12 protein-coding genes are annotated in these 13,831 nt (G+C 62.9%); 3 read left to right on the plus strand and 9 right to left on the minus strand.

The window, feature by feature from the left end:
* Nucleotides 1-44 precede the first annotated feature (44 nt).
* Both V1293_RS29755 and V1293_RS29760 read right to left on the minus strand, forming a co-directional pair.
* A complete protein-coding gene (locus tag V1293_RS29755; RefSeq protein WP_334514524.1) occupies nucleotides 45-284 on the minus strand; it encodes a DUF2171 domain-containing protein in 240 nt (79 codons plus the stop codon).
* 139 nt (nucleotides 285-423) lie between these two features.
* Nucleotides 424-891 (minus strand): cupin domain-containing protein, encoded by a 468-nt coding sequence (locus V1293_RS29760; protein ID WP_334514526.1) that lies wholly within the window; start codon nucleotides 889-891, stop codon nucleotides 424-426.
* Nucleotides 892-1,112: 221 nt separating this feature from the next.
* Here V1293_RS29760 and V1293_RS29765 point away from each other — a divergent pair, with 221 nt between their 5' ends.
* Nucleotides 1,113-1,715 (plus strand): 3-keto-disaccharide hydrolase, encoded by a 603-nt coding sequence (locus V1293_RS29765; protein ID WP_334514528.1) that lies wholly within the window; start codon nucleotides 1,113-1,115, stop codon nucleotides 1,713-1,715.
* 34 nt (nucleotides 1,716-1,749) lie between these two features.
* Here V1293_RS29765 and galE read toward each other — a convergent pair whose 3' ends face one another.
* The 7 genes from galE to V1293_RS29800 all read right to left on the minus strand — a co-directional run bounded on the left by galE (nucleotide 1,750) and on the right by V1293_RS29800 (nucleotide 10,276).
* Complete coding sequence (galE, locus tag V1293_RS29770; RefSeq protein WP_334514530.1) at nucleotides 1,750-2,760, minus strand: UDP-glucose 4-epimerase GalE; 1,011 nt, start codon at nucleotides 2,758-2,760, stop codon at nucleotides 1,750-1,752.
* Nucleotides 2,757-3,581: a WecB/TagA/CpsF family glycosyltransferase gene (locus V1293_RS29775; protein WP_334514532.1), complete on the minus strand. Its 825-nt coding sequence runs from the start codon at nucleotides 3,579-3,581 to the stop codon at nucleotides 2,757-2,759. Before V1293_RS29775 ends, galE begins: the two co-directional genes overlap by 4 nt.
* The gene (locus tag V1293_RS29780; protein WP_334514534.1) at nucleotides 3,574-5,847 is read right to left on the minus strand and encodes a GumC family protein; all 2,274 of its coding nucleotides are present in this window, start codon (nucleotides 5,845-5,847) and stop codon (nucleotides 3,574-3,576) included. Before V1293_RS29780 ends, V1293_RS29775 begins: the two co-directional genes overlap by 8 nt.
* Before the next feature lie 156 nt (nucleotides 5,848-6,003).
* Nucleotides 6,004-6,756, minus strand: coding sequence for a polysaccharide deacetylase family protein (locus tag V1293_RS29785; protein ID WP_334514536.1), 753 nt, complete (start codon nucleotides 6,754-6,756; stop codon nucleotides 6,004-6,006).
* 4 nt (nucleotides 6,757-6,760) lie between these two features.
* The gene (locus V1293_RS29790; RefSeq protein ID WP_334514538.1) at nucleotides 6,761-7,549 is read right to left on the minus strand and encodes a class I SAM-dependent methyltransferase; all 789 of its coding nucleotides are present in this window, start codon (nucleotides 7,547-7,549) and stop codon (nucleotides 6,761-6,763) included.
* Between the two features lie 40 nt (nucleotides 7,550-7,589).
* Nucleotides 7,590-8,801 carry a hypothetical protein gene (locus tag V1293_RS29795; protein WP_334514540.1) on the minus strand — a complete coding sequence of 404 codons (1,212 nt, stop codon included), beginning with the start codon at nucleotides 8,799-8,801 and terminating at the stop codon, nucleotides 7,590-7,592.
* Entirely contained in the window at nucleotides 8,801-10,276 is a 1,476-nt protein-coding gene (locus V1293_RS29800) for an oligosaccharide flippase family protein (protein ID WP_334514542.1), read from the minus strand. The genes V1293_RS29795 and V1293_RS29800 overlap by 1 nt, the downstream gene beginning before the upstream one ends.
* A 614-nt stretch (nucleotides 10,277-10,890) precedes the next feature.
* Here V1293_RS29800 and V1293_RS29805 point away from each other — a divergent pair.
* Together V1293_RS29805 and V1293_RS29810 are read left to right on the plus strand one after the other, a co-directional pair.
* Nucleotides 10,891-12,789, plus strand: coding sequence for an acyltransferase family protein (locus V1293_RS29805; RefSeq protein ID WP_334514544.1), 1,899 nt, complete (start codon nucleotides 10,891-10,893; stop codon nucleotides 12,787-12,789).
* Nucleotides 12,776-13,762 carry a glycoside hydrolase family 26 protein gene (locus V1293_RS29810; protein ID WP_334514546.1) on the plus strand — a complete coding sequence of 329 codons (987 nt, stop codon included), beginning with the start codon at nucleotides 12,776-12,778 and terminating at the stop codon, nucleotides 13,760-13,762. Before V1293_RS29805 ends, V1293_RS29810 begins: the two co-directional genes overlap by 14 nt.
* Nucleotides 13,763-13,831 lie beyond the last annotated feature (69 nt).

Below are 13,831 nucleotides of genomic sequence, written 5' to 3' on the forward strand. Positions count from 1 at the left end.
AGATGATATCCGCATCCATGCGCGGCGCAATGCTCGTTAGCCGGTTACTGGCGGCCATGCTGCCAGTGCGAGGTCACATCCGCACCGGATTTGTTGAGGTGGACGTGCTGATCGACGTGGTCGACCCACGACACCGGAATGAAGTGGTGGTGCTGCCCGTCGGGCGAGCTTTGCTTGGTCAACTTGATCTTGTCGGTTCCTTCCATATGGTCGACCTTTCCGACCGTCTTCTTGTCCGACGAGATGACGTCCATGTGTTCCTTGATCTGTGCGCTAACAGCCATGTTTCATATCCGTAAAATGGTTGGGAATATGAAACGCACCGCTGCGGAAATGGTTGCCAAAGCGGCACGCGTCTGCCGGCAAGCCCAACAGCCGCGCGGCATTGCCGCCCGCCACCAGCGCCATGTCCTCGTTGGCGGGTTACTTCTCTTCGGCCGCCGTTGATGTCGCCGGGCCTTCGCCCATGATCAGGAGAACGGCGTCTTCGTCCTTGGCGCCGTCCCAATGCACCTGCTTGGCGAAATGCGTGACGAAACTTCCGGTCGGCATCGGCGTCGTGTTGGCCGGATCGAATTTCGGCCCTGAGCCGACCCACCACGTGCCCTGCAGCACGACGATGTAGCGATCATTGGGGTGGAAGTGCGGGCGGCTGAAATGATTGCCCTTGGTCCACTTGTTGTAGACCATGTAGAAGCCGGGTTTTGTCGGATCCCCTACGACAACAGCGCTTTGCGCGCCGGCAGCGTTGACCGGGCCCCAGGGAATCTGGTCCGGCAATTTGTAGATGACGGCGGCCGGATTGAGTTCTGCCGAGCAAGCGATGCTCAGCATGCCGGCGAAAGCCAGCGGCGTCATGAGGTATCGCCAGGACTGGATTATCGCCTTCATGGTTTCCTCCGTCTCGTGAGCTGAGATGCGCTCATCTCTGTTGCTGCGATGCTAGCCGGTCTCGTTCCCGCGGAGCAAGACGCGTGGGCGCATGCGTGACCGGCGGCAGCGGAAAGCGAAATGTCGCACAACGCAGATGCAGCATGAAAAACGGATTTACGCCGCGCGCCGCGGTGATAGGTTTCCGCCCAACTAAAAGCAGCCATGGGAGGGCTACGTTCATGAAGCGCTTGTCGATACTTGCGGCCGGTCTGTTGATCGGCGCCGCCGCTGTTCAATTTTCCAGCGTCGCGTCCGGCCAGGGCGATGGCTGGATAACGCTGCTCGACAGCACCAAGATGGGTGACTGGACCGAGGTCGGCAAAGCCAATTGGGCGATGAAGGACGGCGCGCTGGTTGCGGACAAGATCACCGAGGGCAAGGATCCCTCCTATCTCGTCAGCAAGGAGTCTTACAGGGATTTCCAGATCAAGGCCGAGTTCTGGGCCGATGATGACGCCAACAGCGGCATCTTCATTCGCTGCGACCAGTCGGCGAAGATCGACGCCAAGATCTGCTACGAGGTCAACATTTTCGACAAGCGGCCCGATCCGACCTACGGCACCGGCGCCATCGTCGATGTGGCGAAGGTCGACCCGATGCCGAAGGCGGGCGGCAAATGGAACACCTACGAAATCACGGCCCAGGGTCCGCATCTTGTCGTCATGCTGAACGGCCAGAAAACCGTTGATGTCCAGGACTCAAAACACGCCAGCGGCCCGTTCGCGCTCCAATACGGCTCTGGCGTGATCAAGTTCCGCAAGGTGCAGATCAAGCCGCTGTAGGCCGCAGAGCGATCGCTTGCGGGATCGAGCCGCCTTACTCGCGAACCGGAGCGCCTGCCTTCAGCGGGTGCGCCTTCTTGTGCCACGCCCAGGCGGTGCGGATGATCGTGGCCAGATCCGAATGCGCGGGACGGAAGTTCAATGTCGCGCGTGCGGCGGAGGGATCGGCGACCAGATAAGTCGGATCGCCCGCGCGCCGCGGCTTGACGACATGCGGGACTTCGCGGCCGGTCTCGGCCGCGATCGCCGCGAGGATTTCGCGCACCGACAAGCCGTTGCCGGTGCCGAGATTGAGCGCGCCGCCCGAATGTCCCTCGAGCAGCAGCTTGAGCGCCAGCACGTGGGCCGCCGCCAGATCAGTGACGTGGATGTAGTCGCGGATCGCCGTTCCGTCGGGCGTGTCGTAATCGTCGCCGAACACGGCAAAATCAGGCACGTGCCCCTGCAACGCCATCATGGCGCGGGGGATCAGGTGTGTCTCCACCTCGCGCAGCTCGCCGATGCCCCCAGTGGGGTCGGCGCCAGCGGCGTTGAAGTAACGCAGCGCGAACGATCCGAAGCCATAGGCCGCGCGGTAATCCGCCAGCACGCGCTCGATCATCCATTTCGAGGCGCCATAGGGGTTGATCGGCGCGCAGGGATAGTCTTCGCGCAGCGCCTTGCTGTCTGCATTGCCATAGACCGCGCCGGTTGACGAAAACACCAGGCGATTGCAGCCGGCCTCGCGCATGGTCTCAAGCAGCGACAGCGTGCCGGCGAGGTTGTTGACGTAGTATTTCTGTGGATCGGCAACGGATTCGCCGACCAGGCTGGAGGCGGCGAAGTGCATGACGGCCACGATGTCGTGCTCGGCAAAGGTCCGCGCCAGCGTGGCCGTGTCGGCGATGTCGCCGACCACCAGCGCGCCCGCGGCGAAGCTGCGGTGGCCGGTCGAGAGATTGTCGTAGGTGACGGGCTGGTAGCCCGCCGCATCCAATGCCCTGCAGCAGTGCGAGCCGATATAGCCGGCACCGCCGGTGACGAGAATGGCTGGGCGGCTGCTCATCGGTTGTGTGTCCCGCCGATGTCAGTCGATCGGCCCTTGTTCAGCAAAAGATAGAGCGCGCGCGGGTTGGTGGTCAGATAGCGCCAGAACAGGCGGCGCGGCTCCAGCCAGATGCGCCAGGCCCATTCGAGGCCCGCACGCTGCATCCACAGCGGTGCGCGGGCGCGGCTGCCCGACAGGAAATTGAACAGCCCGCCCGCCGTCTTGATGACGCCGACATTGGAGAGGGCGGGGGTGAATTCCTCGACGAAAGCCTGTTCATAGGGAACGCCGAGCGCGACCCAGAGATAGTCCGGCGCCAATGCGTTGATCTCGACGACCTTGGCCCGCAGTGCCTCGCCCCGCAGAAAGCCGTGGCAGCGGCCGACGATCTTCAGATCAGGATATTGCTTGCGAACGCTGCCGACCGCGGCGGCGTTCTCGGCCTCGTCCGCGCCCAGCATATAGAAAGTCAGGCCGGCCGCCTGCGCCTTGCGGGCAACGGCGTGAAACAGGTCGGTGGTCGCGACGCGCTCGGGCAGCGGCGTCTTTGATCTGAACCGCGACATGGTCACCAGCGGCTGGCCGTCGGCATTGATCAGGTCGGCGGCCCGAAACAGCCGGTCGGTCATCGGTTCGGTCGAGCAGCGCGCCAGCACCTCGCCATTGGCCGAGGTCAGATAGAGCGGGCGATTGAGGCGGCGTTGCGGGAACACCATGTCGATCATGAAGTTCGCGGTCTGCTCGAGATCCAGCACGGCAAGCCGCAGCCCGCCCAACGTGATGCGAGGCACGCTGGCGGTAGCCGCTCTGCCGACGGGATTTACGCGACGCTCAAGCATATTGCTTGTCCCGCTGCGGGCTCGCGGCCGTCGGGTTGACTTCGCTGAGGACGACACCGACCAGCTTGCGCTCGGCCCCGCCGAGCGCTGCGATGATGTCTTCCATGCTGTCGTTGATGTCGAGGTGCACCGGGAGGATCGCAACGAGCCCCTCGGCCATGTCGAGCAGCTTGCGATCGGTCGGGCTCCACGGCATGGCCGGCCCATCGAGAACCACGAGGTCATAGCCGCCGGCGGAGCGGGCCTGCGCAATCGCCTTTCGGATGGCGTCGCCGGCTTTCGCATCCGTGGTGTTGACAGCCGGCAGGATCGTAATTCCGTTAGCGGTCTGGATCGGGCTGGCGGCCTTGGCGCCGATGCCGAGCCAGCCGAAACGGCTGGGCTCGTTCCCGGCCAGGTGGCTCACCTTGTTCGACAGTGCGCGTTGCCTGAGATCGGCATCGATCAGCAGCACCTTGGCGCCGTCACGCGCCGCGGCAAGCGCGACGTTCAGCGCGGCGATGCTGCGGTCCTGATCTGCCCCGGCGCCGATCACGGCCATCACGGGCGGGGTTTTCTCGCCGGCGCGTCTGGCCAGCGCCGCGCGCATCTCGCGCAGGGCATTGAGGACAGTCATCAGCGGAAAGCCCGCACGCAGCGTCGGCCAGCCCAGACGCGTGACGTCGGCGGTGCTATCAGTTGCAAGGATGCCACCGAGCGTGCGCATCACGTCGGCTTCCTGCAGCCGCGCGATCAGCGGCTTTTCGATCAGGCTGACCGCGGGTTGCGGCCGAGTTTCGGCGGCCGGTTCCTTGGAAGCTTCTGCCGACGCTCTATCGCGTGGCTGAACCGGGTTCGTGCCCGGCATCAACCGGCTGAGCGCAATGAACCAGCCGGAGGCAGCGAGCCCGCCAAAGACAAAACCGATCATCGCGAGCAGGCTCATGGCCGGCGGGAAGGTGCGCCGCTGCGGCACGGTGGCCTCGCCGATGATGCGTGCGTTCGAGGTGTTCAGGCTTTCCTGCTCCTCGGTTTCGCGCGATCGCTTCAGGAACGACTGATAGACGTCGCGGCTTGCCTCCACCTCGCGTTCGAGTTCGCGCAGGCGCACCGAGGCCTGGCTCATCTGGACGCTCTGGCGCTTCTGGGCTTCCAGCGCCTTGCCAAGCGAGGCTTCATAGTCGCGGGCGCGGACCAGATCGTTCTTCGCGGATTGCGCGAAGCGCTCGACCTCCTCGTTGATGGCGCGGCGCAGGTCCTGCACCTGCTGCTCCATCTGGCGCAGCGCCGGATGACGCGGCCCCAGTTCGCTCTGCAATTCCGCCTGGCGCTTCCGCGCTTCGGCATATTGCGCGCGCAGATTGGCGATGGTCTGCGACTGCAGCGCCTCGGAGATAGCGCCGGCGTCGGAGGATGCCTTGCGGCTGGCTTCGATCTGGTCGAGTTTGGCCTGCGCGTCGAGCGTCAGCGCGCGGGCGGCGGCGAGCCGCTGGTTGCTGGCGGAGAGCTGCTGGTCGCTGATCAGCGTATCCTGGGTGCCGACGAAATTATTCTGGGCCTTGTAGACCGCGAGCGTGTTCTCGGCGTTGCGAAGCCGTTCCTGCAATTCCTTCAACCGGCCGGAGAGATCGCTGGTCGCGCGCCGCGCGGCGGCGGCCTGCGACTGCTTGGATTCGGCGAGATAGGCTTTCGAGATCGCGTTGGCGAGCATCGCCGCCTTGGCCGGCTCGTACGACCAGACGTCGATATCGACGATGAAGGTGCGGTCGGTCTTCTTGACGTTGATGTGGCGATTGAGCGCTTCCAGCGCACCCATCTGGATCTGCTTCTGCTGCTCGGCGGTCGGCCGCAGCTCAACCCCGAACAGGCCGAGCAGCGATCCCGGGATGCCCTTCGAAACGCCGCCGCCGAACTCCGGATCCTTTTCCAGATGGGTGTCGCGGATTACCTGCAGCAGCACGTTGTTCGAGGTGATGACGCGCGCCTGGCTCTCCACCACCATCGCTAGGCCGGAAATATCCTGGGCGCGGGGCGTCAGTTCGCGATCGACCAGTTGCAGTTCGCGGGGATCGACGTAGAGCTGGGCAGACGCAGTGTATTTCGGCGTCAGGCTCTTGCCGACTGCTACCGCGACGCAGGCGAAGATCAGCGCCGCCGAGGCGATCGCGACCTTGCGTTGCCAAAGCAGCTGAGCGAGATCGAGCACGCGGAAGCCCGCCGGCGCGGCTGCCGCCGCGTGGCCGACCTCAGGCTTTGCCCGGTCTATCGGCTGGTCATAGATAAGCATCGACCCCAGCTTCCATTCGAACTGCCGCACGCATCGGCTGAGGGGTTACTCTTCGGGTCACGCCACGGGCGCCGAAAAAAAGCGCGGAACAAACGCAACAGGAAAAATTAACCATACTCGCCAAGGGACTATTCCCCGAATTGGCAAACAAAGCGTTTAAGCGCGGGCGCATCGCATCGCCTCCGCCATGGTCAGGGCTGGAATCTTCCGCTTCGCTGCCGCGCGGAGCGCATGGGCGAGCAAAGCGGGAGAACAGCCATAGGGGCTCGGCCGGTCGGTGACGTCGTGGCCGTAGAAAATTAACCATCCGTTATTGGTTTGCGCCTCGTCGAACGCACGGTCGATTCCGTCACGATCCATCTCGCGATCGATCAGCGGGATGGCACGCAGGAACTGCAAGTCGACGCTGCCGGCGTTGACGCCCTGCACGATGCTGCGGCAGGTCTGGAACTCCTTCCTGAGCTGATACTTGCGGGCGTATGAGCCGTACCCGAACGGATAGGCAAAGCTGTCGACCCGTATCGAAGGATCGAGCGCGCGAAGATAAGCTCGGTTGCGCATGATCTCCTGCATCATCGCCGCTTCGCCGAGATCGCAGGCGCGCTGATGCGAGAACGTGTGGCAGCCGATCTCGTGACCTCTGCGGTGAAGCGCGACCACATCATCGGCGTCACCCGCCACCCAGTCCGGCGCGTCGGCCCCGACCAGGCTACCCGAGACGTAGAATGTCCCGCGCGCGCCATGGGCTTCGAGCATCTGCGCACCGGTCGTTACCGCGCTCTTCGGCAGGTCGTCGAAGGTGAAGCTGACCATCGGCCTGCGGTTGCGCAGCCGGAACAGATCGACGCGCAGGTGCATCGCCAGCCGGTGGCCGACCTTTGCCCTTGCCTCTGACAACATTGCGTTCATGGTCTCAACGCTTTCGCAGGATCACGTGGTAGTCGCCGTGCCGCACGTCGGTGCGGGCGGACAGGAATAAGTTCATCACGCGCGCGGCGGCATCGACGAGCACCGCGAACGCGGGCATGCGCAGCCGCATCTCGGGATAGCGCGGGCTCTCATATTGTTTGCGATAGATCATCTGCAGGCCATGCTGCTCGGCGAACGCTTCAAGGTTCGTAAGCGTGACCAGCGGATGGAACAGCGTCGGGAACGGCGCGTGGCCGGGCAGGCCAGCTTTCTTGTCGCCGCGGACGTGGCGGTAGAACCAGACATGGAACCAGTGCGGCGAGTATTTGGTGACGACGCCGGACAGCGATCGCGGATTGGGCGCGCCAATCAGGACCATGCCGTTCGGCTTCAGCGCCTCGCAGAAGTGCAGCAGGGCTGCTTCGACATCGGGCACGTGCTCGATCACGTTGTAGCAGATCACGAGATCGAAGCTGTTGGGCTTGAAGCGGTGGGTCTGGATGTCGCCGAGGATCGCCTCCTGCGCATAGTCATTGTTGCGGATCTGGTCCTCGTCGATGTCGACCACGGTGACGTGGGCGCGGCGCAGCACCTTGAGCGGCAGGAAGCTGGTCGAGCCGCCGCCGGCTTCGTAGATCGAGAGTTCGCCCTCGGGCAGTCTGGCTTCGAGAATGCCGTGAACGGTCAAGAGGCTCTGCCGCGCCTCGCCATGCGCCAGCTCGAGCAGCGCCTGCGGATGCTGCACGGCGTCGGCTGCTGCCTGCGTGGGGTCGATCGTGACTGCCTTGTTCATCGGCCTCATCCATTCTGACGTGGGGCTTGTCTTGTTCATTCTAGTTGTCCCAATCGACGCGCTGAAAAGCTTCTATCAATGCGTGGTCCGCCTTGTGAACCGACGGATCGAACGGCACGCGGTTGGTGCGCTGGTACTTCCAGTTGCTGCCGATCTCGCGGAAGTGCCGGAACGAAAAGTCCTTGGTGCAGAAATAAGACGCCCACCAGGAGAAGATCGAATGGACGTGCCATTGCGCATGCGTGGGACACCGGCCGGGAACCACCGTCCATTTCGGCAGGCACTCGTTCGCATCGCGCCGCATCACGAGCCTTGAGAACTCGTATTTCGGCGGCATGAGAATCGAGAAGTCGGCGTGCCGATGCGGCGCCTTGTGCATGTTGTCGCGGATGCCGTCATCGATGCCGATGATCCATCGCCCGCGATATCGGACGAGCCCGGTCCATGATTGTTCGGCGGCCTCAAATACGGATTGTCCCGACTTCGACAGCACCAGCTCGTCGATGTCGGAGTTCATGGCGCTTCGGGCATTCTGCAGGAAGCGCCATCTGGCGTGCTCCCAGGCACCCAACTGGCAAAAATCGGAATCCCAGTGATCCCAGCTGTTCGCTCCTTGCGGACCGTATTTGAAAGGCCACTCCAACACGACCGAGCATCGGATGCCCGGGACCGACCGCAGCGCCGCGCTCAGGGTGGCGCTGTCATAGGCGCTGGAGCCGTTGTCATAGATGAGAACGGCATCCGCGCCGTGAATGTCCCGGTTGAACCTCACCCAATCAAGAATCCATTCGATCGGATTGTCCTTCGACATCGTGAAGATGACGCGGCGATCCCGGAACATTTCCGACTCGTTCGGTGACACCGAGAACGCAAAACTCCCCAGTTCGCCCAGTGCCTGGATCGGGCCGGCATGCTCGGGGATGTCCAGCCACAACTGCGCGTGGCGATCGAGGTGCCTCGTCCGCGCCTTGCAGGTCCCGGCGCCGCTGATGAAGTTCGTCGTCGCGACGTCGCGCGCGAGGTTGAAGAATGGCGGCGCAAGCAGGGCGACCTTCGATTGGCTCACCTGCACCGCGTCGTAGAACAGCGTATTGCTGTCGAAGTCGCGCTCGAAATTCTCGCCCCGAAACGCGGGCGGGCGCGTCGCCTCGCGCCGCTTGTCGGTGAAGTCCGACAGCGAAACTGAATTGGTTCGACAAATGACATGTCGATTGTCGGCTGCAACGACCGTATTTTTGCTCGCTAGCCGCATCATGGTTCTCTTGCCGACATGCTGGGTAGTCCCGTGGACGGGGCGGTGATGGACGGGGCCGGGAGATTGCGCCGCGCGGCAAAGGCGATCACGGCCTTGCGCAAGCCGGCGATGTCGAAGGCGAAGGCGGCGGCAACATAGACAGCGCAGCCGGTTGCGACCAGCACGCCAAAGGAGAGGACGCCGATTGGAAGCAGCGGTTTTGCGAATGTCAGCACCAGCGCCATGATCGCCGTCGCCGCAACGATGCGCATGACCTGGAACGCGTTGAAGGGAAGCGGAAAGGCCTTGCGCGTGAGATACCAGCCGAAGGCGGCGCCGAAGGCTTCTACGATGACGAGGCTCGACGCCGCGCCGACCAGGCCAAATCGGGCAAGCAGGACCGGCATGACCAGCAGGTTCGCAATCAGCATCGCGATGCTCTGCGTCGTCATCATGAACGGCGTCTTGGCCAGATGAAAGCTCGCGTGGATGTAGGATTGGGAAATCGACTGAAACAGCCAGGCGAACGCCAGGATCGGCATGATCTGCGCCGCGGTCTCCCTGAACTCGCTGCCAAGGATCACGCCGGCAATATAGCTGCTCGTCAGCGCCACGCCGGCGACGGCCGGCAGGACGGCGGCCAGCAGAATTTCGAGGCTGAATTCCAGGTGCGGCCGCGCCTCGGAGGCGCCGCCGGCGGCATAGGCACGCACCGCCAGCGGAATCGTTGCGGATGCGATGCTTACCGCGGGGATCAGGATGATCTGCCGGACGAGATCGGCGGATGCGCCGTACTGGCCGACCGCATGGTCGCCCATGAAATGAAACACCAGCATCCGGTCGAGCGCGGCGTGAAGCGCAAAGACGATGCCCGACAGCGTGATCGGAATGCCGAAGCCGGCAAACGTCCGCAAATCGGAAATCGTCGGTCCGGCGACAGGCGATCGCAGGATCGTGCCCGCAAAGAGCATGGTCGTGACGAAATAGGTGACGGTCACCATCGCGAGCTGGCACAGTCCGCCGCCGCCGAATAGCGCCGCGGCCAGGCACAGCGTGAACGCCAGGCAGGCGCGAATGATCGACGCCGACATGAACGCGAGCGATTGCAGCCGCGCCTTGAGCAGCTCTTGTCCGAGTTCAAAGAGGCCGAGCCCGAGCGCGAAAAAGATCGCCGCGAGATTTCGCTCCAGCGATACCGAGGTCGTCAGTGTGGCAACAAGGAGTGCGATCGGCGCGGCGAGGGCGGAGATGAGGTACGCGACGAAAATGGTTTTCCTGACGTCGACTGCGCCGCCTTCCGACTGGAAACGCAGGGCTGAGACGCGAACCCAGGTGAACAGCAATGCCGAGACGATGCCCGCGGTGCTTAGGCCGACGACGTACACGCCATACTCTTCCGGCGAGAGCAGCCGCGTGAACACGACCGCGCTCAGCAAGCCGATCGCGGCCGATACGACGCTCGCAACCGAATAATGGAACGTTTGGCGGAGCATTAAACTTTCGGTCTCAGAAGCGCGGAGTTCCGCTTCGGCAATGGGTTCAGGGTTAACGACAATTCATCTCGACAATCTGCGGGAGGCCGGCCGTTAACCGGCGCAGAACTCCCGCAATGCCCATGGAGCAAGATCGGTGCCGCACCGGCGAGTTGCGTCTTGCGGCGCGTCGGCATAGTTAACTTGCCGCTTTTTCCCTAAGTCTCTCGCGGCTGGAGCGCCGCGGCCCCACGAGGCCGGTCATTTTCGGTACATCCGCTCGGTCCACGGTGTCCGCATTTGCGACACACTGGTGCCGCTCAGCTCCGCGGTAACCATGGCGGAAGCACCGTTTCGCGCGTGCGTCCATTGTGGACCGGATATTGCAAAGCCGGTCGCTGGCATCGTCGAAGTCTTCGACGATTGGATTTCAGATGATCAGTTTTCAACGAAAACCCTTTTCGCGAGAAGCGGGGCTGCGAGCTTCCTGTTCTTTTTGATACAGCCAATCTGTCCGGCCTGTATCCTTTTGCGACCGCGAGCGCCCATCATTGCAACGGCTTCCTGCGGCACATTAACGCCGTGGCATCAGGCTTTGCCGGCCGACGCGTCCTTGCGCGGCAGGTAGAATCGAGGTGACCGGGTACCGCGCCGACATCGACGGCCTGCGGGCGATCGCCGTCATTCCTGTGCTGCTCTATCACGTCGGCATCCCCGGCTTTTCCGGCGGCTTTGTCGGCGTCGATATCTTCTTCGTCATTTCCGGGTATTTGATCTGCGGCATGATCGATGCGGATATCCGCAACGGATCGTTCTCGCTCGCCAATTTCTACAAGCGCCGCATCCTGCGCATCCTGCCGGCGCTATTCGCAGTGTTCCTGGTCACCAGCGTTCTTGCCGCTTTGTATTGCCTGCCGGTTGAACTCGTGGATTACGCCAGGAGCCTTGCCAGCGCCGTTGCGTCGATCTCGAATGTCTATTTTGCGCAGACCGCCGGCTATTTCGACGCTCCCGCTGAAACCAAGCCGCTGCTGCACACCTGGTCGCTCGGCGTCGAAGAGCAGTTCTATTTCGCAGCTCCCCTGTTGATGCTGCTCGTGCAACGCTTCTTGCCGAAGCGCATCGGACTTCTGTTCGCCATCATCGCCGCGGTTTCCTTTGCCGGCGCACTGGCGATGAGCACGCGAAATCCCACCTTTGCGTTTTATCTCACCCCGTTCCGGGCGTGGGAGCTGGCGATGGGCGCATTGCTCTCGGTCGAATTCCTTCCGGTTCCGGAAACTGTCTTCTGGCGAAATGCCAGTGGCGTGTCGGGACTGCTGCTGTTGCTTGGCGTCATCGGGTTCGGATCATCAGCGGTGCCGCTGCTGGCGATGACAGGTCTCGCCGCCGTCGGCACCATGCTGGTGATTGCGTCCAGTGAGCGCGCCATCTCGGTAGCGGGACGATTGCTGTCGCTGCGGCCGTTCGTGTTCGTCGGGCTGATTTCCTATTCGCTCTATCTGTGGCACTGGCCGCTGATAGTGTTTCAGCGAACCGACGCCATCTTCTTCACGGAATCATCGGTCTCGGCCAGGCTGATCTTGATCGCGCTCTCCGTCGGCATCGCCTATCTGTCGTGGAAACTGGTCGAGACGCCGTTCCGCAACCTGGCGAAGGGAACATCGAAGGCCGCCATTTTCGGCGCGACCTCGGCCACGATGGCCTCGACGGTCGGGCTGTGCGGGATGGTGATCCTGCTGAGCGGAGCCCCGTTCCGTTTTCCCAAGCGCATTGTCGAGATCGGTTCGTTTCTGGCCTACGATTCATCTGTCGCGTTTCGCACCGGGCGCTGCTTTCTGTCGACCAGCCGCCAGCAACTCGATATCGAGACCTGCCTGAAGCCTGATCCGGCGCGGCCGAATTACCTCCTCGTCGGTGACAGCCACGCCGCCCATCTCTGGTCCGGGCTTTCGCTGGCGATGCCGGAAGTCAACCTTATGCAAGCGACCGCCAGTCTTTGCCGTCCGGCGATCATGGCGGGATCGCGATATGACACGCCGGTATGCCGCACCCTGATGGAATTCGTGTTCAGCGATTTTCTCGTCCACAACAGGGTCGATGGCGTGCTCCTCGCCGCGTCGTGGAAGGATGAGGACCTGCCGGTTCTGTCGGCCACGCTGCAATCGCTGAAATCGAGAGGCATCGACGCCACGGTGCTTGGTCCGATCGTCGAATATGATGCGGCCCTGCCGCGCCTTCTCGTGGATGGTATCCTGCACGATACGCCGTCGATGGCGAGCGCGAAGCGGACGCCCGGAATTCGCGAGCGGGATCTGGCCATGAAGCGGATGGTGACGGATACCGGCGCCACCTATCTCTCCGTCTACGATGCCATATGCCGCGACGATCGCTGCGACGAACTCGTGCAGGGCAATATCCCCATGCAGTTCGATGCGGGTCATCTCACGGCCGACGGCGCGATCGAAGTGGGACGAAGGCTCTCGGCCGCCTTTGCCAGGAAGCATGCGAGGGCAAGCGATGTTTCGTACTGATCCGAGGCGGCGCAAGAAGCGCGGGCTGAAGCCGCTGGTGCTGTTTCTGGCGGCCTTCGTGCTGACCGTGCTGCTGCTGGCGCATGTCGACAGCAATGCCGCCTCGCGCGCCATTTCCACCCCGTCGAAATTCGCGGGCGCCTTCGTCAATTGGGGCCCGATAGGGCGCGAGCATACGCTGCAGGCGTGGGAAAAATGGCTGAAGCAGAAGCCGTCCTCGGTATTGGGCGTCGACTTCTATGGCCAATCGACCTGGGAGGATTTCTCCAAACTGAGCTGGGTTCCTGGCGTCTGGAAGAAGCTCAATCCTGCACGCAATGTGGTCTGGTCGATCCCGCTGACCATGAAAGGAACGCCGCTCGCCGACGTTGCCGATGGGCTCCACGATGCCGAATTCGAAGCCGCCGCCCGGGCGATCTCGGAAGCGCATCCGCAGGCGATCATTCGGCCCGGCTGGGAGATGAACCTGTCTGAAATGGCGTGGTTCGCCAAAGGGCATGAGGCCGATTACATCAAGGCGTTCCGGCGCGTCGTTGAAATATTCAGGCGTCACTCTCTAGCCTTCAAGTTCGACTGGTGTCCGGGATGGGGCCCGCAGGAGATGGCGGCGGACGCGAGCTATCCCGGCGACGACGTCGTCGACTACATCGGTCTCGACGTCTACGACTTCAAGCATGAAGGCTCGGTCGAAGAGCGCTGGAACACCTTCTACGTCAAGGCGCCATTCGGCCTGGAATGGCACCGCGAGTTTGCGCGTCTGCACGGCAAGCGGATGAGCTACCCCGAATGGGGTGTCGGCAATTTCGGCGACAACCCGTTCTTCATTCAACAGATGCACGACTGGTTCATGAAGAACGAAGGCAGCATTGCCTACGCCGCCTATTTCGACGTCGACGGGGCGTGGCCGACCCAGATCGATAACGGTCGGTTTCCGAACTCGCAGCGTCTGTTCCGCAAGCTGTTCAGCCGCTGATTTGCGGTCAGCGGTCGGCGGATTAACCCCGTCCATTAACCGTCGCCGGAGTTCCGCGCTTCACGTCCC

This window comes from Bradyrhizobium sp. AZCC 1693 (assembly GCF_036924745.1).
Taxonomy (GTDB): domain Bacteria; phylum Pseudomonadota; class Alphaproteobacteria; order Rhizobiales; family Xanthobacteraceae; genus Bradyrhizobium.